Source organism: Bacillus sp. AP50 (assembly GCF_040492675.1).
Classification (GTDB): Bacteria; Bacillota; Bacilli; order Bacillales; family Bacillaceae_G; genus Bacillus_A; species Bacillus_A cereus.
Genome location: NZ_JBEUTW010000043.1, coordinates 1 through 22,085, shown reverse-complemented (window position 1 = coordinate 22,085; position 22,085 = coordinate 1). Strand labels below are relative to the sequence as shown.

Sequence of the window (22,085 nt, the reverse complement as noted above, 5' to 3'; positions counted from 1 at the left end):
ATATATCGGTTATTTTCTAGGAGGAGCCTGTCACAATAGGTTTCTCCTGTTCTTTTTTAGAGGCCTGTCTTACAGGCTTTTCTTTAAAAGGTAAATAACTGAAAATTAAGAACTATAATCTTTGAAAGAGGTGGGGCATACATATAACAAAAAAGGGATTGTTTAAGAAAGGGGGATAAGAAATGGTCTTGTTTGGTTATCCACTTGAAACAATTTATTTATATGGATTTATTATTGCTACTATACTCACTGTTATTTATATCTTCTTTGGAGATATATTTGAATCGATATTTAGTTTTGGGGGCGGAGCTGTATCCGTTGTTACTTTATTACTTAGTTTCTTCGCCATGTTATGTGGGCTTAGTTATATAGGAGAATATTTGTTTTCCTTTAATAGTATTACTATTTTTGGGGCTGCATTTGCTATATCTTTTATCGGTGTTTTCATCATGAAAATACTAATTTTAAAACCGATTGCAGAAGCAGAGCAAAATACCGTACAACGTATGGATGAATTTATCGGTTGCAAAGGAGAAGTCATTACGACAATTCCTACAGAAGGATTTGGTGAAGTATTAATTTCATCCCAATTTGGAAGTAATGCAATCCCAGCTAAAACAGTTGGAAAAAAAGATATTTCGCAAGGAACAGAGGTTATTATCGAGGGAGTCCAAGATGGTGTTTTACTTGTACAAAACATCGCTTATTCTTTAAAGAAACCAAAATTATAAGGGGGAATTTACATGACGATTCCATTAATTATCGGTGGAGTTTTACTGGCAATTTTAATTCTACTCATTTTAGTATTCATTACGAAGTATCGTACGGTTGGTCCAGATGAAGCGTTAATTGTTACAGGGAACTGGCTTGGTGGAGGAAAGAATGTTGTTACCACTGATGATGGAAAGAAGATTAAGATTATCCGCGGGGGCGGTACTTTCGTAGTTCCAATTATGCAAAGAGCAGAACCTTTAAGCCTATTAAACTACAAATTAGAAGTTGGTACACGTGATACGTATACGAAGCAAGGTGTTCCAGTTACAGTAAATGGTGTTTCTATTATTAAAGTAGGTTCTACAATTGAAGAAGTATCTACTGCAGCTGAGCAATATTTAGGAAAAGAAACGGAAGAGTTAAAAGTAGAAGCAAAAGAGGTTTTAGAAGGTCACTTACGTGCAATCTTATCTTCTATGACAGTAGAGGATGCGTATAGTAATAGAGAGCAATTTGCTCAAAAGGTACATGAAGTAGCTTCTACAGATTTAAAGAAGATGGGACTTCGCATTGTTTCTTTCACAATTAAAGAAATAATGGATAAAAACGGATACTTAGATGCGCTTGGTCAGCCGCAAATTGCGACCGTTAAGCGTGATGCAACAATTGCGAACGCAGAGCGTGAAAAAGAAGCACGTATTGAAAAAGCACGTGCTGAAAAAGAGGCAAAAGAAGCAGAATATCAACGTGATGCACAAATCGCTGAAGCTGAAAAACATAAAGAATTAAAAGTACAGTCCTATAAGAGGGAACAAGAGCAAGCCCGTGCAGATGCGGATCTTTCTTACGAATTACAACAAGCGAAAGCACAACAAGGTGTTACAGAAGAGCAAATGCGCGTTAAAATCATTGAGCGTGAAAAGCAAATCGAGTTAGAAGAAAAAGAGATTGCGCGTCGTGAAAAGCAATATGATGCAGAAGTTAAGAAAAAAGCAGATGCAGATCGCTATGCTGTTGAGCAATCAGCGGAAGCAGAAAAAGTAAAACAAATTAAAAAGGCAGATGCGGATCAATATAAGATTGAAGCTGAAGCGAGAGCTCGTGCGGAAGAAGTACGTGTAGAAGGTTTAGCGAAGGCGGAAATCGAAAAAGCGCAAGGTCAAGCGAAAGCGGAAGTACAAAAAGCACAAGGTACGGCGGAAGCAGATGTTATTAGATTAAAAGGTTTAGCAGAAGCAGAAGCGAAGCAAAAAATTGCAGAGGCATTTGAGTTATATGGCCAAGCGGCAATTATGGATATGGTTCTTAAAATGCTTCCAAGTTATGCGAAGGAAGTTGCAAGTCCGCTTAGTAACATTGATAAAATTACAGTTGTTGATACAGGCGGCGGTGGTAAAAATAGCGGCGCCGGAAAAGTTGCGGGTTATGCAACTGATTTAATGGCAACGATGCAAGAAACGTTAAAAGCTTCTTCTGGAATTGACTTAAAAGAGCTATTAGAAGGATTTGCTGGAAAAGGAGCGGTACAACAATTATCAAGTGATAAACCTGTTGTATCTGTAGTAGAAGATGAGAAAAAAGAAGTAGAAAAAGATAAAGAATAGTAAGGTGGAAAGAACCTCTAGTAAGTGAAATACTGGAGGTTCTTCTGTGAATTATAATATTTCGAATAATATACATTTTTATATATTGTTTTAATTATTTAATTTATATAGAATGAAAAAGGTATGTATTAACTCTTTAATAGAAAAAGAGACAAAGAGTTAATACAATTAATCGTGTAATTTATATAAATAAATTAAATGTGAGATAATTACATTTAAAACGGTATGGAGGGGTAGAAATATGTTTCAAGGGAAATTAAGGAGTAGTAGTCTAAAAACAAAGTTACTTGTGTCATTTGTTATCATTTTAATTCTTCCAAGTATTGTAATTGGTTGGACGTCTTATCAACAGGCGAAGACGAATTTTAATGAAACGATTTTAAACTCGGCGAAAGATAATATAAAAATTTTGGATAATGTAATTAATAAAGAATTGGATAGTAAAAAAGTAGATGCAACTTATTTTACGAAATTATTCACACAATCAAGTTACCAAGCAGATCAAATTCAAAACATACAAAATAAACTAGAAGAATACAATAAACTGCATCCAGAAATGGAAGCAATCTATACAGGATCTAGTAATGGACAGTTCATTCAATCACCAGCTATTCAGATGCCAGATGGATATAATCCTACAGAAAGAGATTGGTATAAAGAGGCCGTGAAGAAAAGTGGAGAGGTAATTGTAACTGCTCCATATAAGTCAAAAACGACAGGGAATATTGTTATTACACTAGCAAAACAAAACGAGGATAAAAGTGGAGTTCTTGGGATTGACTTAATCATTAATAATATTGTTACTACTTCCAAGATGGTTAATATCGGTAAGGAAGGATATGTAGCGATATTTGATCAAGATAAAAATGTAGTAGCGCACCCGAAAATGAAGCCAGGAGAGAAATTAGAAGAGAAACTTAGTAAAGAATTGTATAAACAGGAAGCTGGAGATTTTTATTATTCATTAGATGGTGAAGATCGCAATATCACTTTTAAAACGAATAAGAAAACTGGATGGAAAATAGCAGGAATTATGCCTTCAAAAGAAATTATCGAAGCAGCTAACCCTATTTTCTATAAAACAATAACTGTTATTGGTATTTCATTAGTAATTGGTGGGATTTTAATTTACTTCATAATTGCTTCTATTATTAGTCCGTTAAAACAACTTGTTATATCATCGAAAAAGATTAGTGAAGGCGATTTAACAGAGTCAATTACAGTTCATTCTAAAGATGAAATTGGGCAGCTAGGAGAAAGTTTTAACGAGATGGCTGCATCGTTACAAAGTGTCATTTCCAATATAAACACTTCAGCAAGTCATGTAGCGGCATCTTCAGAAGAATTAACAGCTAGTATGAAGCAGACAAGCGAAGCAACGGAACAAATTACACAGGCGATAGAGCAAGTATCAAGTGGTGCAGAAATACAAACGAAAGAAGTTGAAGAAGGAGCAACATTGTTAGAAGAAGTTACAGAAGGAATTCAGCGTGTTGCAGATAGTTCTTCATTAGTATCTACAGCCTCTATGTATACGAAGAAAAAAGCTGAAAATGGTGGGAAGTTAGTTGAACAAACTGTGAATCAAATGCAATTAATTCATGAGTCTGTTTCGCAGTCAGACAAAATCATTGGTTTGTTAGACGATAAGTCGAAACAAATTGGAGCAATCCTTGAAGTGATTCAACATATTGCTGAACAGACAAATTTATTAGCGTTAAATGCGGCAATTGAGGCTGCGAGAGCTGGAGAGCAAGGAAGAGGATTTGCAATTGTAGCAGATGAAGTGCGAAAGCTAGCAGAACAATCAGGACAGTCTTCTACGGAAATTGGGAAACTAGTGAAAGAGATTCAATTTGATATAAAAGAAACAGTAAGCTCTATGAATCAAGTTGGAGTAGAAGTACAATCAGGACTTGTAGTTGCAAATGAAACGAAGCAAAGCTTTGCTGAAATATTGAAATCTACGGATGATACAGTTGTACAAATTGATAACATGGTAGATGTAGCAAAACAAATGACGGTAGATGCAAAACAAGTAAGTGCATCTATTAATGAAATTGCAGCTACAATTGAAGAAAATGCAGCAAGCGTTCAAAATATTGCTGGTTCCTCTGAGGAACAATTAGCTTCAGTAGATGAAATAAATGCAGCAGCAGTCCATTTATCACAAATGGCAGAAGAATTACAAGAGATGATTAGTAAGTTTAAAGTGTAATAACGAATGTTAAGAAACGAGGTAGTAATTTTACTTCGTTTCTTTTTTTATGAAGAGAAAAAGAAAGAAATATAGAGTAACCGTGTTATGATTAAGTATAATTAAAGAGACTGTATATTCTTTGAATTCTATCTTTAATCATGTTAGGGGAATGGTTTTGAAATTAAAAAAATTAAAACTCCAACCGAGAATTACATTAACTATTAGTACACTTATTTTAGTTGTACTTATGCTAACGAGTTATTTATTTTATTACATATTATCTGAAACGGTAGAAGAGCAAATTGGCAAAAGGGCTTTGCATGTTGCGAAAACAGTTGCTGCTATACCTGAAATAAAGGAAGCTTTTCAAAAAGAAAACCCAGCTTCTATTATTCAGCCGATTGCAGAAAGAATTCGAATGGATACAGAGGCTGACTTCATTGTAGTTGGAAATAAAGAGGGGATTCGATATGCACATCCTGAGCGAGATAAAATAGGAGAAGCGATGATTGGTGGAGATAACAAAGGCGTTTTATTAGAAGGAAAATCATATGTTTCGAAAGCAACTGGATCATTAGGCCCTTCATTACGCGGAAAAGTTCCAATCCGTAATCAGGAAAATGAAATCATTGGTGTGGTGTCTGTTGGATTTTCAATGGATGATATTCATGGAGCGGTAGAGGTGTATGGAAAGCGTGTATTTTGGATTACAATAATAGGGCTATTAATTGGAGTAATCGGCTCTATATATTTAGCGGCAAGTATAAAAAGAATGATGTTCGGTATGGAACCAGAAGAAATTTCATCTTTATATGAAGAGCATAGTACAGTGATTCAATCTGTACGTGAAGGGATTATTGTAATCGATAAAAATGGCATGATTAGTTTAGTCAATCAAGCAGCTTATGATATTCTTTCGCTAGATAAACAACAAAATATTATTGGGGAATTTATTTTAAATGTAATTCCTAATTCAACGATACTAGATGTACTTCAAACTGGTGAAGAACAGTTTGATCGCCAATTAAATATAAAAGGACAGGCTGTTATTGCGAACCGTCTACCTATTAAAGTAAAGAATAAAGTAACTGGCGTTGTATCGAGCTTACGTTTGAAATCTGAAATGGATCAGTTAACAGCAGAATTATCTCAGACGAAGCAATATACAGAGGCATTACGAGCGCAAGCGCACGAATATAACAATTTATTGTATACGCTTTCAGGTCTTATCCAATTAGAATCATACGAAGATGCTTTAGAGCTTATTCATAAGGAAACAGCGGTATATCAAGATTTTGTTCAATTTATTATGAAGCGGATTCAAAATCCATGGCTAGGTGGAATTTTAATTGGATTTTATAATAGAGCACGAGAGTTGAAGATTGATTTTATGCTAGATAGAGAAAGTGGTTTAGACAAATTAAGTCCACATATTGAGAGTAATTATGTCGTTTCTATTTTAGGAAATTTAATTACGAATGCATTTGAAGCAATTGAAAAAAATGAAGAGAATGATAAGAGAGTAAGGATGTTTGTAACTGATATTGGAGAAGAAATATTAATTGAAGTGGAAGATTCAGGGCAAGGGATTCATGATGAAATAATTACTAGCATATTCTATAAAGGCTTTTCGACGAAAGAAGGAGGAGAGCGAGGATATGGATTAGCAAAAGTGAAAGAGTTAGTAGAAGATTTAAATGGAAGTATTGCAATCGAAAAAGGGGATTTAGGTGGTGCGTTATTTATTATTGCACTACCGAAAGAGAGAGGCGAATAGTAATGGGTGAGGAGATTGAAGTATTAATTGTAGAAGATGATATTCGGATTGCTGACATTCATCGTCGTTTTACTGAAAAAATTGAGGGATTTAAAGTAATTGGAACGGCAACGACTGGAGAACAAGCGAAAGAATGGCTAGAGCTTGTGAAGCCACAGCTTGTGTTATTAGATGTGTACTTACCTGATATGCAAGGAACGGAACTTGTCACATATATTAGGCATCATTTGCACGATACAGATATTATTATGATTACAGCGGCATCGGAAACAGATGTAGTGAGGCACGCCCTGCGGGGCGGAGTAACAGATTATATTGTAAAGCCACTAATGTTTGATCGATTTAAGGCGAGTTTGGAAAGTTATCAAAAAAAGATTGTGCAGCTGAAGAAAAATAATCAATTATCTACAGAACAAATAGAACATTTATGGTCTCAAAGAGGCGTAAAGGGAAATGAAATGGAATATGCCCCGAAAGGGATAGACCCCTTAACTTTAGCAAAAATAAAAAAACATATGTTAACAGTTAATGAAGAAGGGATTACAGCAGAGGTACTAAGTTCAATGGTAGGCGTAAGTCGATCAACTGCAAGGCGCTATTTAGAGTATTTAATATCTGGGAAGAAAGTCCACGCAGAGCTAATATATGGGAGTGTGGGGAGACCGGAGAGACGGTATTTTCTTGTTTCTTCATAATAAAAAACAGTAGAGGATTTATTTCTTCTACTGTTTTTTGCGTCTTATATTGGAATAATCCCAATTACAATGCCAGTAATCAACATCACCATTGTCGTTCCAACTGCCCACAATAAAGTAAAACGTTGATGTTCACCAAAATCAACTTTTGCCATCCCAACTAATAAATAAGTGGATGCAACAAGAGGACTTAATAAGTGAACGGGTTGCCCAAGTAAGGAAGCACGTCCCATTTCAGCTGCACTAATTCCGTAAGTAGCAGCAGCCTTAGTTAAAATAGGTAATACCCCAAAGTAAAATGCATCATTGGACATGAAAAATGTGAATGGCATACTAAGAAGAGCTGTAATAATTGGCAATTGTGGTCCAAGTGCATCTGGTATAAGAGTTACTACACTGTTAGCCATGGCATCTACCATTTTTGTTCCAGATAAAATACCAGTGAAAATACCGGCAGCAAATACGAGAGAAACAACTGCTAATACATTCCCTGCATGAGAAGCAATACGTTCTTTCTGTTGCTCTAAGTTTGGATAGTTAATCATAACAGCGATAGCAAAAGCGACTGTAAATAAAACAGGTAACGGCATAACTTCTAGTATGAGACAGACAAGTAATGTAGCGGTTAATAAAAAGTTAATCCATAGAAGTTTAGGACGTTTATGCACTGCGGCTTCGACAGTTGCAGCTTGCTCATCCATTGTTTGCATTTGTTTTAAATACTGTACATCCATAATTCCTAAACGTTTTCTTTCTTTTTTTCCAAGATAGTAAGCAACGAAAACAACCCAAATTGCACCAGCAATCATTCCTGGAATAAGAGGTGTAAATAATTCGGAAGCCTCAAGTCCAAGTGCGCTCATAACACGAGCTGTGGGTCCACCCCAAGGTGTAAGATTTGTTACCCCCGCCCCTAACATAACAACTCCAGCTAATATGAGGGGGTTCATTCCAAGGCGCTTATATAGTGGATACATTGCGGAAACTGTAATCATGTATGTTGTTGTACCGTCACCATCTAGAGAAACGATAATAGTCAATATAGCCGTTCCGATAACGATTTTTAAAGGATCTCCTTTTACAAATTTTAAAATCTTACTAATGACAGGATCGAATAAACCGCTATCAATCATAATCCCAAAATATAAAATAGCGAACATAAGCATAATACCAGTAGGTGCTAATTTTTGAATTCCCTCTAACATCATAGGCCCCATATTGGCATAGAATCCGCCAATTAATGCAAAAACACTCGGAATTAATATTAATGCTACTAGCGCTGACATACGTTTCGTCATAATTAAAAACATAAAGACAAATACCATCGCAAATCCAAGTAGTGCTAACATGTGATTTCCCCCTCAAAAGAATGATTGCGCTTTCAAAATAGAATAAAAATTCAGAAAAAGGTTTTTTATTTATAATAAAAGCATCTATTCAAATGGTAAATAATTTGAAAAATAACATCATTAGAAGCATAATTTTTATTTTGTTCATTTTGTTCACGGTAGTTAATTTGAATTTTTAAAAAGTAAGCTGCTCCTCGTAAGAATGGTAGAATAAGATGAAAATAGTGAAGTGTGAAATAGGGAGTAGATGTTATATGAAAACGAGAATTGAAGAGATTTATAGCTCTTATGAAGGAAAAGTAGAGGAGATTTTTATTAATGAATCTTCTTACGTATATGAATGGGAGAAATTACTGATGATCCGAAAAAATGACGGTGAGCTTAAAAAAATTGCAGTCGGGATTAGTGGAAATATAAGATTGGTAAATGTAGAAGTTGGACAGGAAATTAGTGAGGATACATTATTAGTTAAGTTAGAAGATGATTTGTTAATTACAGGTTGCGAGTGATGAGAGATGTGTAGAAATAACTACACATCTTTGTTTGTTTCCTATATTACAAAAAGCACATTGTTTTTTCACAAATTTCACACAACCTTTTGGTATTCTTTTCGTGGAGTATACGGTTTCTAGGGAGGAATATTGATGAAAGTAAAATATGTCGTACTTGCTATATGTTTATGTTTCGTATTTACGGTAGTCGGGTGTGGGAAAAAGGAAACAGCAGCTGTTGCCATTGATGAGAAACATGATAAATGTGATATTTGCCAAATTGGGGTAACAGATAATCAATTTGCAACAGAAATTATTTTAGAAAATGGAAAAGCGTTAAAGTTTGATGATATCGGTTGTATGTATAAATGGATGGAGATCAATTCAGGTGAAAAGACGAAAGAGAAATTTGTCCGAGATTATGATTCGAAAGATTGGATTTCGTTAGAAGAAGCTACTTACGTATATGATAAAACAATAACGACACCGATGGCTTATAATGTCATTTCATTTAAAAATAAAAAAGATGCAGAGAGCTTTGTATCTAACTATAAGGGTAAAGTTCTTTCGTATAAAGAGCTAGCAGAGCATAAATGGGAAATGAATAAAGAGATGATGGGGAAACCGAAAGCAGGAAATCATGGTGGACATCATTAATAATAGAAAAAGACAACTATATAGTTGTCTTTTTCTATTATTACTCAGGTGCAAATATAGAAAAGGTGTAAAATTTTTAGAAGAACGGTTACAATGGAATATAGTAACCTAAAGCAATCATTTATCCCGCATTAACGGGCAGTAAGATCCCCACCTCAAAATTTAGTGAAAGCAAAGAAGTTAGGTGGAGTCGGGCTGCCCGTAAAAGCCCGATTGGTGTGGGCTAATAATTAGTGGTGGATGAACAAAACCCCCACTAATTAAATTTTCACTTTATGTACTTTTTAGAAATGTATACAAATGCGGTAAAAACGTGCTAAACTAATTGCTTCATAATGTTAATGATGGGGCCATCAGGCGTATCATTTCAATAGGTTGAGAAACATAGTATAAGCTTAAGATAATCCGATTAAAGAAGGAATATAAAGGGCTTATGGATAAATGTACTCAAGAAGAGTTATTGTATGTGATGGAGGAATGGTTAAGAAAACATTATCTTTCATAGGAGCTGTAGTTGTGAGAAAACAAAAAATTTTATTATGTATTTTATTAGGACTTTTAATGACGGTAGTGGCTTGCGATAAGCAAGAAGAACCAGAATCGAAACCGGTTCATGTGAAAAATGAAAAGAAAAAAGAGAAGCATAAAGAACAGGAAGAATCTAAAGAAGAGAAAAGTATAAATTTAATGGACAAACAGTTGTTACTTTCAGCTACCCTTGGAGACACAGAGACAGCTATGAAGTTGATTCAGGATGGAGCGAATATAAACGTAGAAGGTGACAACGGAGAAACGCCTGTCCTTGCAGCGACGTACCAAAATCATGTAGAGACAGTTAAAGCATTAATTGGTGCAGGTGCTAATATTGAAATTAAAGATGAGAAAAAAAGTAATCCACTTCTTTATGCAAGTAGAGAAGGATATACGGATATTGTAAAAGTATTAATTAATGCAGGAGTTAATACGAAAGAAACGACTAGGTCAGGTGGGACAGCACTTATTTCTGCATCTGAGCGTGGCCATGTAGAGGTTGTTAAAGAATTATTAGAGCATACAGATATTGATGTGAATTATAAAAATGAACGTGGTGGAACAGCGTTATTAGAAGCAATTGTATTAGGAAATGGTAGTGAAAACCATAAGAAAGTAATTCAATTGCTTATTGATCACGGTGCAGATGTAAACATGGCTAACAAGGAACATCTGACGCCACTGCAATACGCTGAAAAAAGAGGTTTTAAAGATATTGTAAATATGTTGAGGGTAGCTGGAGCGAATGAAGTAGTACAGCCACAACAACCAGTAGAGTAAAAAACGGAAAATAATCCCATTTAGATAGACAGAATGAAGAAATCAGTTAGTATGATGGATTCAGTAATGTGTATTTGAATGGGATTTTTATTTTGAACATGAAAAATAGATTATGAATGGATGGTATATGGAGTAAATAAGGAGGATAAAAATGAGGCTCTCAAAACTTGATTTAATAGTAATTCAGGCAGAGGTTTTATTTGTTCATAATCAAGTAGGAAAAATGAAATATGTAAATGAACAAGGAAATCCGAAAGCACCACGTTTTTTTCTTGGCAGAACTCGTAAAGGGAGTATAACGAGATATCATTGTAATGTGGACGATGAAACGGTAAGTAAGATTGAGAAGTTAATTCGAGAACCTTCAAAGCATATAGAGATAGCAAAGATTATTAATATATTAAATGAAGAAAGAACAGTGGAAAATATTTGGATGGGTCCTGCTTTCATGTTTCATAGTAATTTACATAAGCCGACTAGAACAATACAAATAACTGAGAAGAATAGAGAGCTTTTGCGAGAAAATTTTCCTAATCTAATAGAACAGATGGAATGGAGGAAACCTTATTTTGCAATTGTAAAAAATGAAAAGGTAGTTTCCGTTTGTTGCAGTGCCAGAAGTACGCCCGTAGCTGCTGAGGCAAGTGTGGAAACTTTAGCGGAATTTCAAGGGAATGGATATGGTACTGAGGTTGTTACAGCCTGGGCCTTATCAATACAAGAGGAAAAGCGCATTCCACTTTATAGTACTGCTTGGGATAACTTTGCTTCGCAAGCAGTGGCAAGCAAACTAAAACTTATTAACTATGGAATGAATTTACATATTGATTGAATTTTAAGTATTGTTTCGTTCTATTCGTTTGTATTCGAATATATGGATTAATGTAAATGGTGATATGGTGAATATTAACATTCGGTTAACACCTAATTAACAATCTATCAAAACTGACTTAATAAATGCGTAATATAGTAAAGGTAACAAAATAAATAGGGTAGAGAACATTTGAGAACACCCACTTACATATAATGTGCCACTTTCTTAGGTGTGCTCTATTCCCTAGAGTTCAAATAAGGAGAAAGGCGTTCTATGTAAGTAGGTGTTTTTAGTTTGGATAAAAATAGAACAGTTAGGTGGAAAAAATGTTTAAAGAACCTTATATTGCGATGATAAAGGATTGGAAAGGATACAAAGCATACAAAAAATTGCCGAAAACAGTTTTTCTTATGACTGGTTCAATGCTGGAATTACCAGAGCGTGTATATGAATTGCAGAAACATGGACATGATGTATTTCTTCATTGTGATTTTATACAAGGCTTAAATACGAATACAGAGGAAGCGCTTTTGTATATTCAAGATGTTATCGGGGCACAAGGTATTATTTCAACAAAGGGTTCAACAATTCGAAATGCTAATAAAATTGGATTGAAAACAATTCAACGTATTTTTATTGTAGATACTTTATCCCTTACTAAATCAATTGAAAATTGTAAAACGACTAAACCAAATGCAGTAGAGATTATGCCGGGGATTATGCCTTCTATAATTAAACAGCTAGTAGAGGAAATAGAGTTTCCTATTATTGCAGGTGGGCTGATTCAAACGCGAGAAGATGCGGAAATTGCAATTCATGCAGGAGCAAGTGCGATTTCAACAAGTCATTATGAAGTATGGATACAAGAAGAAAAAAGGAGTGCAACCTTGTGATTGAATTGAAAAATGTTTCAAAGGTATATAAAAATGCAGAAGAGACAGCGGTTAAAGGCGTATCGGTTCATATTAAGAAGGGTGAATTTTTTGTTTTAGTTGGACCTTCGGGATGCGGGAAAAGCACATTATTACGAATGATCGCTGGCTTAGAAGAGATTTCTTCAGGAGATTTAATTATTAATGAACGTGTTGCAAATGATCTAGAGCCGAAAGACCGTAATCTATCAATGGTATTTCAAAATTATGCATTATATCCACACTTATCTGTAGAAGAAAATATTTTATTTGGACTTAAGGTAAGAAAAGTACAAAAAGAAGAGCGACAAAAGCGATTAATGGAAGCTATTGAAATGGTAGGACTGAAAGAGTATGTGAAAATGAAACCAGGCCAATTATCAGGCGGACAAAGACAGCGTGTTGCACTTGCCAGGGCAATTGTGAGTCAAGCACCAATCTGTTTAATGGATGAACCACTTTCGAATTTGGATGCGAAATTACGTGCGCAAATGAGAATTGAAATTAGAGAAATTCAGCAGCGATTAGGAATTACGATGATTTACGTTACCCACGATCAAATAGAAGCGATGACTATGGGAGATCGTATCATGGTTTTAAATAAAGGAAGTATACAGCAAGTTGGAACACCACTTGACATATATAACGAACCAGCAAACGAATTTGTTGCAAGCTTTATAGGTTCTCCTTCTATGAATATAAATGATGGGGAAGTAAATAAAGAAAAAGGTGTATTACATATAGGGCAATTGCAAATTCCATTATCTATTAGACAGTTAAAGCAATTACCAGAAGGAACAATTCGCATAGGCATGCGCCCTGAGCATATTGCACTGTCTGAGGAGGGACAAGAAGTGACGTTGCAATCTGTAGAAGTATTAGGGAATGAATCTATATTGAACTTTGCGGTAAATGGAACAACTTGGAGTGCGAAAGTCATCGGACAGTTACTCTTGAACAAAGGTGACAAAGTAAAATTATTATTCTCGCAAGAAAAGTTATGCTTCTTTAATGAAAACACGAATGAACGCTTAAAAGTGGTAGCTGAAGAAGAGTTGAAAGTGGTGGCGAAATAATGATCGAAGTAAGTAAGTTACCAGTTCAAACAAAGGTGTCAAAAAAGAAAAAATTATGGGGGAGAACGAAAGATTTAAGAATAGGATTATTGTTTTTGGCGCCATCTATTTTGTTATTTTCGATTTTTTTGTTCTATCCATTGTTTAGGACAATTTACTATAGCTTTTATTTAACCGATATACATGGGGAAGCTAATCTTTTCGTTGGCTTAGAAAATTATCAATACTTATTCTCTGATCCAGCCTTCTACAAAAGTATAAAATCAACTTTATTATTTGTTTTATATACAGTGCCTACGAGTATTATATTTGCTTTGTTTCTTGCATTGATTGCAAATGGAAAAGTAAGAGGTATTGGGTTATTCCGAGTTCTGTTTTCTTCGACGATGGGAATATCAGTAGCTGCTAGTGCAGTGATTTGGCTATTTTTATTTCATCCAAGTGTAGGATTATTTAATAATATATTAGCTTCTATGAACCTTCCTGCAATCGCATGGTTAACGAGTCCGGACTGGGCACTATTCTCTGTATCAGTTACAACAGTTTGGGTGAATACAGGTTTTGCATTTTTAGTTATATTAGGTGGTTTACAAAATATCGATACGTCGTTATATGAGAGTGCATCTATAGATGGTGCTAGTTATTTATATAAACTTCGCCGTGTTACATTACCGATGCTATCACCAACTTTATTCTTTATTGTAACAGTAACATTAATTAGTGCGTTCCAAAGCTTTGGACAAATTGATATTTTAACGCACGGTGGACCAAATGATGCAACGAATTTGATTGTGTACTCGATTTACAAAGAGGCGTTTGTGAATCATCAATTTGGAACAGCAAGTGCACAAGCAATGGTATTATTTGTTTTCATTTTCCTTGCTACATTACTTCAATTTAAGTTTGCTGAGAGAAAGGTGCATTATAAATGATTGTTAAACAGTGGAAACAAAATTTCCTATTATACATGCTGCTCATTATTAGTGCAGTAATGGTATTTTTTCCTGTACTGTATGCATTTTTAATAAGTTTTATGACACCAGACGATGTTCAAATGAGAAGGTTATTTCCGACCCAGTTTACTTTTGATAATTTCATTAATATTTTTCAAAAAGTACCACTTTTTACATACTTATATAACAGTTTAATTGTATCGACAGTCGTTATGATTGGACAACTTATCGTATCAAGTTTAGCAGCTTATGCTTTTGTTTTTCTTCAGTTTAAAGGGAGAAACTTAATTTTCTTCCTGTTTATTTCAACGATGCTTATTCCGTGGGAAGCAACGATGGTGCCTAACTTTTTAACGATTCAAAACTTTGGTTGGATCAATAGTTTCGCCGGGATGACAGTGCCGTTTTTTGCAACAGCTTTCGGTATTTTCTTGTTACGTCAACATTTTATGACACTTCCGAATGAACTGAAAGAAGCTGCGTTTATTGAAGGGATTGGAAATATAAGATTTTTATTCAGCGTTGTAATTCCGTATTGTAAAACGAGTTTTATTACGCTTGGAGTATATAGCTTTTTAACAACATGGAATATGTATTTATGGCCACTTTTAGTGACCACTGATGAAAAAGTAAGAACAGTGCAAATCGGTGTGAAGCAGCTTCAGTCTCAAGAAGTTGCAACTGATTGGGGAAGCGTAATGGCCGGTGTTACGGTTATCGTTATTCCAACATTGATTTTACTATTTTTAGGGCAAAAGCAATTACAACAAGGATTAACAAAAGGTGCAATTAAATAATTAAGAGAAGGTGAGATTTAAATGAATCTAGTAAAAAAAGGTGCTGCTCTATTAATGGTAGCAACAATGGCATTATCTAGTGTCGCTTGTTCAAATAGTAAAACAGAGGGAAAACCTGAAGCACAGGCAAAAGTAGCACCAGTTGAAAAAAATGGTGATAAAACAGTAATTCGCTTCTGGCATGCGATGGGTGGAAAAACACAAGGAGTACTAGATGGTCTTGTTGCAGACTATAATAAGTCGCAAAATAAATATGAGATAAAGGCAGAGTTCCAAGGAACATATGAAGAGTCTTTAACGAAATTTAGAACGATGTCTGCAACGAAAGAAGCGCCAGCTCTTGTTCAATCGAGTGAAATTACAACGAAATATATGGTTGATAGTAAAAAAATCACACCAATTGATAGCTGGATAAAAAAAGATAAGTACGATACGTCAAAATTAGAAAAAGCAATTACAAATTATTATTCAGTTGATGGAAAAATGTATTCTATGCCATTTAATTCATCTACACCAGTATTAATTTATAATAAAGATGCTTTCGCAAAGGCGGGCTTAGATCCAGAGAAAGCTCCGAAAACATATGCGGAATTACAAGAAGCAGCGAAAAAGTTAACGATTAAAGAAGGCGGAAATGTAAAACAATATGGATTCTCCATGCTTAACTACGGTTGGTTCTTTGAAGAATTGTTAGCGACACAAGGTGCTTTATATGTAGATAACGAAAACGGTCGTAAGGATGCTGCAAAGAAGGCGGTATTTAACGGTAAAGAAGGACAGAAAGTATTTGGAATGTTAGATGATTTAAATAAAGCTGGCGCACTTGGAAAGTATGGAGCAAGTTGGGATGATATTCGTGCCGCGTTCCAGTCTGGACAAGTTGCTATGTATTTAGATTCTTCAGCAGGTGTTCGTGATTTAATTGATGCATCTAAGTTTAATGTAGGTGTTTCATATATTCCGTATCCAGAGGATTCGAAACAAAATGGTGTTGTTATTGGTGGAGCATCATTATGGATGACGAATATGGTTTCAGAAGAAACGCAACAAGGTGCTTGGGACTTTATGAAATATTTAACGAAGCCAGACGTACAAGCAAAATGGCATACTGCAACAGGTTATTTCTCAATTAATCCAGATGCATATAATGAGCCATTAGTAAAAGAGCAATATGAAAAATATCCACAGTTGAAAGTAACAGTAGATCAACTGCAAGCGACGAAGCAATCTCCAGCAACACAAGGGGCTTTAATTAGTGTATTCCCAGAATCACGAGATGCAGTTGTAAAAGCATTAGAAGCGATGTATGACGGGAAGAATAGTAAAGAAGCGTTAGATGAAGCTGCCAAAGCAACAGATAGAGCAATTAGCATTTCAGCTCGTACGAGTCAAAAATAAGAGAAAGCCGTATCCTTAAAAGGGATACGGCTTTCTTTATAGGGAGATAAGGGATCAAAGAAATGATGAAGTCTTATCTCTTTTATATGAGTAAAGGGTCTAGAGTGAATGTTGTCCTTTTCATTATTTATTTAACTCCATTGCGACTTGTTTACCATTTACGAAAACCTCTACTACCGCTACTACAACTTCCATTACTTTTTTCATCTCTCATCTCTCCTTGTTTTTTGTTTCATTTCTTACTTTCAGTATAAGGAGATACAGTAATTACAACTATCGAATTGGATGACAAGAGACTTACATTGTTATAAGGATAATAGTTTAGTTTGTAATAAAGTGAAACTTTAATCAGCGGGGGCCTTACGGCCCATTAATGCGAGATAAATATGATTCGGGATTTCAATTCTGAACTTTCTGTCGTTTTGAACTATAATTAGAAAGAGGGGGGATAATATGAAAAGAATTCTTGTTATTAGTGATATTCATGGAGAGATAAAAAAGTTTGAACAGTTATTGGAAGAAGCTCAATATGATGCGAAACAGGATCAATTAATCTTACTGGGAGATTATGTAGATCGTGGTCCAAATGCGCGTGCTGTAATTGAAAAGGTAAGAGAATTGAAAGAAGAGGGAGCACTCATTTTAAAGGGAAATCATGAAGATATGATGATTAAGGCGTTAACGACAAATGAGGAACATTCATGGAACCATTGGGTAAAAAGAAATGGTGGAGATAAGACATTATATAGCTATGGATTTGTAGAAGAAGATATTGCGGTTAATGAGAAAGACTTCCAAAAACCGATTTTACACTCTCGTGTATTAGAGGAACATATAAAGTTTATTCAAGAATTAGATCATTACATTGAAACAGAAGAGTATATATTTGTACATGCTGGGGTTGAACCGATGAAACGAGTTTCTGAATCTGAACCATATACGTTAATGTGGATCCGTAATGAATTTCATAATGGATATAGCGGTGAAAAGGTTGTTGTATTTGGGCATACGGAAACAAAAACGCTTCATGGTAGTGAGGAGTGCGGAGTGTATTTTGGTAGTAATCGTATTATTGGAATTGATGGCGGGGCTGTGTACGGTGGTCAGCTAAATTGTTTGGAATTGCCGAGTAAAAAGGTATATGTAATAAAAAATTGAAAGAGATAAGAGGAATCTTATTTCTTTCAATTTTTTATTAAGCTAAATTTAAGACAAAGTTTTTATAATAAAATTTCAAAATTTTAGAAGGAAATAGTTAAAAATGAAAATACGTAATGTAACTACATTCTTTTGTTATGAAGAGAAGAAATGTAATAATAAATAGAATTGAACTATTTGATGGAAGGTGAGAGCATGCGCTTACTTGTAGTAGAAGATAATGCCTCGTTATTAGAGTCTATCGTACAAATTTTGCGTGATGAATTTGAAGTAGATACGGCAATAAATGGAGAAGATGGATTGTTTTTAGCGCTTCAAAATATATATGATGCAATTTTGCTGGATGTGATGATGCCAGGGATGGATGGATTTGAAGTAATTCAAAAAATACGTGATGAAAAGATTGAAACACCAGTCCTGTTTTTGACAGCGAGAGATTCTTTAGAAGATCGGGTGAAGGGATTGGATTTTGGTGGAGATGACTATATCGTTAAGCCATTTCAGGCCCCTGAATTAAAAGCGAGAATTCGCGCTTTACTACGCAGAAGTGGTAGTTTAACAACGCAGCAAACGATTCGTTATAAAGGGATTGAATTGTTCGGAAAAGATAAAGACGTTCAAGTAGATGGACAAAGTATTAAGTTGACATTGAAACAATATGAGCTACTAGAGTATCTCATTCAAAATAGCGGGAAGATTTTAATGCGTGAACAAATTTTTGATCGTGTTTGGGGATTTGATTCAGATACGACAGTAGCCATTGTGGAAGTGTATGTGCATCATTTGCGTAAAAAATTAGAACCATTCGGTTATCAGAAAGATATTCAAACTGTTCGAGGTATTGGATATATATTAAAAGAACAATGAAAAAGGGAAGTATGTTTCAAAAGACACGCATTCGTTTGACTATAGTGAATTCATTAGTATTTATCCTATTAATAGGTATATTAGGTAGTATTATTTATTCATACACATATAAGCGTATTTATAATGAAGTGGATCAATCTATAAAAATGATGGATCAGTATAGAGAAAAATTAGATGTTAAAATACCACCAAGAAAACGTATGGAGAATATCCAAATTGGAGATCCGCGAGTAACTAGAATAACTTGGAATGGGAAAATAGTGAAAATAGAGGGCGATAATCGTAAATTCCGTTCAATTTTTGAAGAGAATTTGGAAAAGTTTTCTCCGGAAAAAATAGGGGAGTTACAAGATATCAAAGTACAAGGACGATATTTTAGAGCATTTTCGCTTCAAAAAGATGGAGAAATAGTTCAAATCGTGCGAGATATAACAGCGGAAGAAGGAATGTTAAATACTTTATTTTTAATCCTCGTTATAGGTTGTAGCATAGGAAGTTTATGTGCGATAGGTATCGGCTTTTTCCTAGCTGGCAGAGCACTCGTACCTATTCAAAATTCATGGGAGAAACAGCAGCAATTCGTTTCTGATGCATCACATGAACTAAGGACACCGCTTGCAGTTATTCAATCAAAAACGGATGTGTTATTTCAGTCACCATCCGCTACGATAGAAGAAAAAGCGATGGATATTTCTACAATTTCAAAAGAATGTAGGCGGTTATCAAAACTCGTTAGTAATTTATTATTACTAGCACGTTCTGATTCTAATCAAATTGAGATGGATAAAAAAACATTTGAACTTGATAAATTGTTAGAAGAAATAGTAGCTCCATATAAAGAGATTGCTTCTTATCAAGAAAAAGAAATGATACTAAAAGTAGAACGTGACGTATCTTTTATGGCTGATAGAGAGCGGATTCATCAAATGATGGTCATACTGTTAGATAATGCGATGAAGTATACAAACGAAGGCGGGCATATTCAAATTGATTGCACGCAAACGAGTAGTTCGATTCGCATACAGGTGAAAGATGACGGGATAGGAGTGAAAGAAGAAGATATTCCGAAATTATTTGATCGTTTTTATCAAGGGGATAGAGCAAGAAGTACGTCAGAAGGAGCTGGATTAGGTCTTTCAATCGCAAATTGGATTGTAGAAAAGCATTACGGAAAAATATCAGTAGAGAGCAAATGGGGAGATGGCACTTGTTTTGAAGTGATTTTCCCTAAAAACCAAAAAATATAAGTAAGAAGACGATCTTGTTTTTACAAGGTCGTCTTTTTTTAAGACAAAGTTAAGAAACTATTTATATTATATATGGCATGAAGAAAGTTCGTTACATGAAGAAGAGACTAGGTGTATGTGAGTGGGGTTTATCAATCATAATGTTATCTCAAGCAGCGATGAGATATATGTATAGTATTAAAAAAACTAGGGGAATGATGGGAAAGAAAGTATAAGAGGGAGGAATTAATTTTGAAAAAGAAAATGATGACGGTATTCACTATTGGAGTAATGAGCTTAAGTATATTAGGGGGTGCCTCTCCTTCTGAAACATCAAAAGGAAAGACAGATTACACACAACGTAGTAAAGAACAATTAAATAATGGAAAGATACATGCTGTGCATACAGAAGAAAAGGCAGAGAATCTAGGTATTGAAACGGAAGGGAAAGAACAAATTACGTTAGAAAAAGAAATTCATGAGACAGAAGTAGGAAGAGAAGCGAAGCAGCTAGGAATTTCGATTGAAGGAAAAGATGTTGGGACGCTGTCAGAAGAAATCTATGAAACAAAAGTAAAGCAAGAAGCGTTAAAACTAGGCATATCTATAGAAAATACATCAATTGTAAATTTAATTAATCAAATTAATACGATTAAAATTAATGATGAAGCGGATAAATTAGGTATTTCGACAAATGGAAAAGAAATAGAGGACATTGCAGAAGAAATCTATGGAACGAAAGTAAGAGAGGAAGCAGGGAAGTTAGGTATTTCACCAAAAGGAAAAGAGATAGAAGTGTTAGCACAAGAGGTGTACGAACAAAAAGTGCAGGAAGAAGCAAAAAAATATCATATTGATTTATATGGGAAAGATATATATCAAGTATTAAGAGAAATTAATGAACAAAAGGTGCTACAATTGGCAGATGAGCTTAATATGGACAAAGCGAACATGAATATTCAAGAGCTAACAGAAAAAATAAAAAAAGATCAACCTGAGAGAGAAAAAGAACTAAATTTTGTACCAGTGATTCGAACGGATGCTGACGCATTTTATTCTTATTTAACGAACTAAAAAGGGCGTGAGAGTGATACGGAGGTTTAAGTGGTATATATGTATAGCATTACTAGCTATAGCGGTATGGAGTGTATATACAAATGGAATTACAAAGTATGGGGAGAAGTGGACATTCTTCAATATACAAAACGGGAAAGAACCGGAATTTAGTAATAATGATGAAAAGGTCATTTTATCAAGTGTACCATTAATTCAGCAACTACCAGAGCTAGATAGAGGCTGTGAAGTGACAAGCTTAGCGATGATGTTACAATACGCTGGTGTTTCAGTGGATAAGATGACATTAGCAAATGAAATAAAAAAAGTTGATTTTATAGACGATGGTGTGCGCGGGAATCCAAATGAAGGATTTGTAGGTAATATTTATACATTTTCTGAATCGGGATATGGTGTATATCATGGGCCACTTTTTCAGTTAGCGGAAAAATATTTACCTAATAAAGCTGTAGACTTAACAGGGAAGAATATAGAAGAAATTTATAAGAGGATAAAAGCAGGGCAACCTGTAGTCATGATCACAAATGCAACATTTGCACCATTAGATGCAGCTGAATTTACTACATGGGAAACAAATAGTGGAGATGTTTCTATTACGTATAATGAACATTGTGTTGTACTTATTGGATATGATCAGGAATTTGTATATATTCGAGATCCACTTGAGGATAGCTTAGATGTAAAAGTACCGAGAGAAACCTTTGAACAGGCATGGGTACAAATGGGAAGTCAGGCAATTAGTTATGTAAAGAGCGTCAAATAAATTAGGACGAAGAGTTTTAGTAATATGACTATAAGGCGAAGGGTAAAGATTTAAGGATTATAAGAGAAGTTTTATAGAGTAGAAGCTGTTAAGAAATAAGAGAACTTAAGCATATATAATGCTAAAGTTCTCTTATTTTTATGATTAAAATACGTATAAGGAGTGGATATGCAAAAATGCATAATTGACGAAAAATTTACATGTTATCATTATATATTGTTTTATGCATGTTAATTGTATAAAATGACAC

20 protein-coding genes and 1 pseudogene are annotated in these 22,085 nt (G+C 34.7%); 20 read left to right on the top strand and 1 reads right to left on the bottom strand.

Going from position 1 to position 22,085, the window contains the following annotated elements; all coding sequences use genetic code 11:
* The first annotated feature begins 182 nt into the window (after window positions 1-182).
* The 6 genes and pseudogenes from ABWK52_RS05325 to ABWK52_RS05305 all read left to right on the top strand — a co-directional run bounded on the left by ABWK52_RS05325 (window position 183) and on the right by ABWK52_RS05305 (window position 6,990).
* Window positions 183-731, top strand: coding sequence for an NfeD family protein (locus ABWK52_RS05325; RefSeq protein WP_000242433.1), 549 nt, complete (start codon window positions 183-185; stop codon window positions 729-731).
* Between the two features lie 12 nt (window positions 732-743).
* Window positions 744-2,318, top strand: coding sequence for a flotillin family protein (locus ABWK52_RS05320; protein WP_000155019.1), 1,575 nt, complete (start codon window positions 744-746; stop codon window positions 2,316-2,318).
* Between the two features lie 241 nt (window positions 2,319-2,559).
* Window positions 2,560-3,594: pseudogene (locus ABWK52_RS29715) on the top strand (HAMP domain-containing protein); the annotation flags it as partial.
* A complete protein-coding gene (locus tag ABWK52_RS29710; RefSeq protein WP_372584125.1) occupies window positions 3,589-4,536 on the top strand; it encodes a methyl-accepting chemotaxis protein in 948 nt (315 codons plus the stop codon). The pseudogene ABWK52_RS29715 and the gene ABWK52_RS29710, both read left to right, overlap by 6 nt.
* 151 nt (window positions 4,537-4,687) lie before the next feature.
* Complete coding sequence (locus ABWK52_RS05310) at window positions 4,688-6,295, top strand: ATP-binding protein (RefSeq protein WP_002060713.1); 1,608 nt, start codon at window positions 4,688-4,690, stop codon at window positions 6,293-6,295.
* A gap of 2 nt (window positions 6,296-6,297) precedes the next feature.
* On the top strand, window positions 6,298-6,990 hold the full coding sequence (locus ABWK52_RS05305) for a response regulator (RefSeq protein ID WP_000503463.1): 693 nt from the start codon (window positions 6,298-6,300) through the stop codon (window positions 6,988-6,990).
* Window positions 6,991-7,034: 44 nt separating this feature from the next.
* Here the strand turns inward: ABWK52_RS05305 and ABWK52_RS05300 are convergent, their stop codons facing one another.
* Window positions 7,035-8,339, bottom strand: a complete 1,305-nt coding sequence (locus tag ABWK52_RS05300) for a CitMHS family transporter (RefSeq protein WP_000880467.1) — start codon at window positions 8,337-8,339, stop codon at window positions 7,035-7,037.
* A gap of 254 nt (window positions 8,340-8,593) precedes the next feature.
* On the opposite strand from ABWK52_RS05300, the gene ABWK52_RS05295 reads away from it, so the two are divergent.
* From ABWK52_RS05295 to ABWK52_RS05230, 14 genes are all read left to right on the top strand, one after another.
* Window positions 8,594-8,848, top strand: a complete 255-nt coding sequence (locus tag ABWK52_RS05295; RefSeq protein WP_000857377.1) for a hypothetical protein — start codon at window positions 8,594-8,596, stop codon at window positions 8,846-8,848.
* Between the two features lie 135 nt (window positions 8,849-8,983).
* Window positions 8,984-9,487 carry a nitrous oxide reductase accessory protein NosL gene (locus ABWK52_RS05290; RefSeq protein WP_000865667.1) on the top strand — a complete coding sequence of 168 codons (504 nt, stop codon included), beginning with the start codon at window positions 8,984-8,986 and terminating at the stop codon, window positions 9,485-9,487.
* A 441-nt stretch (window positions 9,488-9,928) separates the two neighbouring features.
* Window positions 9,929-10,798 carry an ankyrin repeat domain-containing protein gene (locus ABWK52_RS05285; protein WP_000287336.1) on the top strand — a complete coding sequence of 290 codons (870 nt, stop codon included), beginning with the start codon at window positions 9,929-9,931 and terminating at the stop codon, window positions 10,796-10,798.
* A gap of 151 nt (window positions 10,799-10,949) precedes the next feature.
* The gene (locus ABWK52_RS05280; protein ID WP_098541016.1) at window positions 10,950-11,630 is read left to right on the top strand and encodes a GNAT family N-acetyltransferase; all 681 of its coding nucleotides are present in this window, start codon (window positions 10,950-10,952) and stop codon (window positions 11,628-11,630) included.
* Window positions 11,631-11,938: 308 nt separating this feature from the next.
* Window positions 11,939-12,505 (top strand): glycerol-3-phosphate responsive antiterminator, encoded by a 567-nt coding sequence (locus tag ABWK52_RS05275; RefSeq protein ID WP_000472001.1) that lies wholly within the window; start codon window positions 11,939-11,941, stop codon window positions 12,503-12,505.
* A complete protein-coding gene (locus ABWK52_RS05270; protein ID WP_000571387.1) occupies window positions 12,502-13,599 on the top strand; it encodes an ABC transporter ATP-binding protein in 1,098 nt (365 codons plus the stop codon). Before ABWK52_RS05275 ends, ABWK52_RS05270 begins: the two co-directional genes overlap by 4 nt.
* Window positions 13,599-14,531, top strand: a complete 933-nt coding sequence (locus ABWK52_RS05265; RefSeq protein ID WP_000573803.1) for a carbohydrate ABC transporter permease — start codon at window positions 13,599-13,601, stop codon at window positions 14,529-14,531. Before ABWK52_RS05270 ends, ABWK52_RS05265 begins: the two co-directional genes overlap by 1 nt.
* Window positions 14,528-15,349: a carbohydrate ABC transporter permease gene (locus ABWK52_RS05260; protein ID WP_000635956.1), complete on the top strand. Its 822-nt coding sequence runs from the start codon at window positions 14,528-14,530 to the stop codon at window positions 15,347-15,349. The genes ABWK52_RS05265 and ABWK52_RS05260 overlap by 4 nt, the downstream gene beginning before the upstream one ends.
* A gap of 21 nt (window positions 15,350-15,370) precedes the next feature.
* Window positions 15,371-16,747, top strand: coding sequence for an ABC transporter substrate-binding protein (locus ABWK52_RS05255; RefSeq protein WP_001055009.1), 1,377 nt, complete (start codon window positions 15,371-15,373; stop codon window positions 16,745-16,747).
* Between the two features lie 453 nt (window positions 16,748-17,200).
* On the top strand, window positions 17,201-17,905 hold the full coding sequence (locus ABWK52_RS05250; RefSeq protein ID WP_000821994.1) for a metallophosphoesterase family protein: 705 nt from the start codon (window positions 17,201-17,203) through the stop codon (window positions 17,903-17,905).
* Between the two features lie 195 nt (window positions 17,906-18,100).
* On the top strand, window positions 18,101-18,772 hold the full coding sequence (locus tag ABWK52_RS05245; protein WP_001238623.1) for a response regulator transcription factor: 672 nt from the start codon (window positions 18,101-18,103) through the stop codon (window positions 18,770-18,772).
* A complete protein-coding gene (locus tag ABWK52_RS05240; protein ID WP_081306126.1) occupies window positions 18,769-20,019 on the top strand; it encodes a sensor histidine kinase in 1,251 nt (416 codons plus the stop codon). The genes ABWK52_RS05245 and ABWK52_RS05240 overlap by 4 nt, the downstream gene beginning before the upstream one ends.
* A 231-nt stretch (window positions 20,020-20,250) precedes the next feature.
* Window positions 20,251-21,072, top strand: coding sequence for a hypothetical protein (locus ABWK52_RS05235; protein WP_000728596.1), 822 nt, complete (start codon window positions 20,251-20,253; stop codon window positions 21,070-21,072).
* A gap of 13 nt (window positions 21,073-21,085) precedes the next feature.
* On the top strand, window positions 21,086-21,835 hold the full coding sequence (locus tag ABWK52_RS05230; RefSeq protein WP_000621163.1) for a C39 family peptidase: 750 nt from the start codon (window positions 21,086-21,088) through the stop codon (window positions 21,833-21,835).
* Window positions 21,836-22,085: the final 250 nt, after the last annotated feature.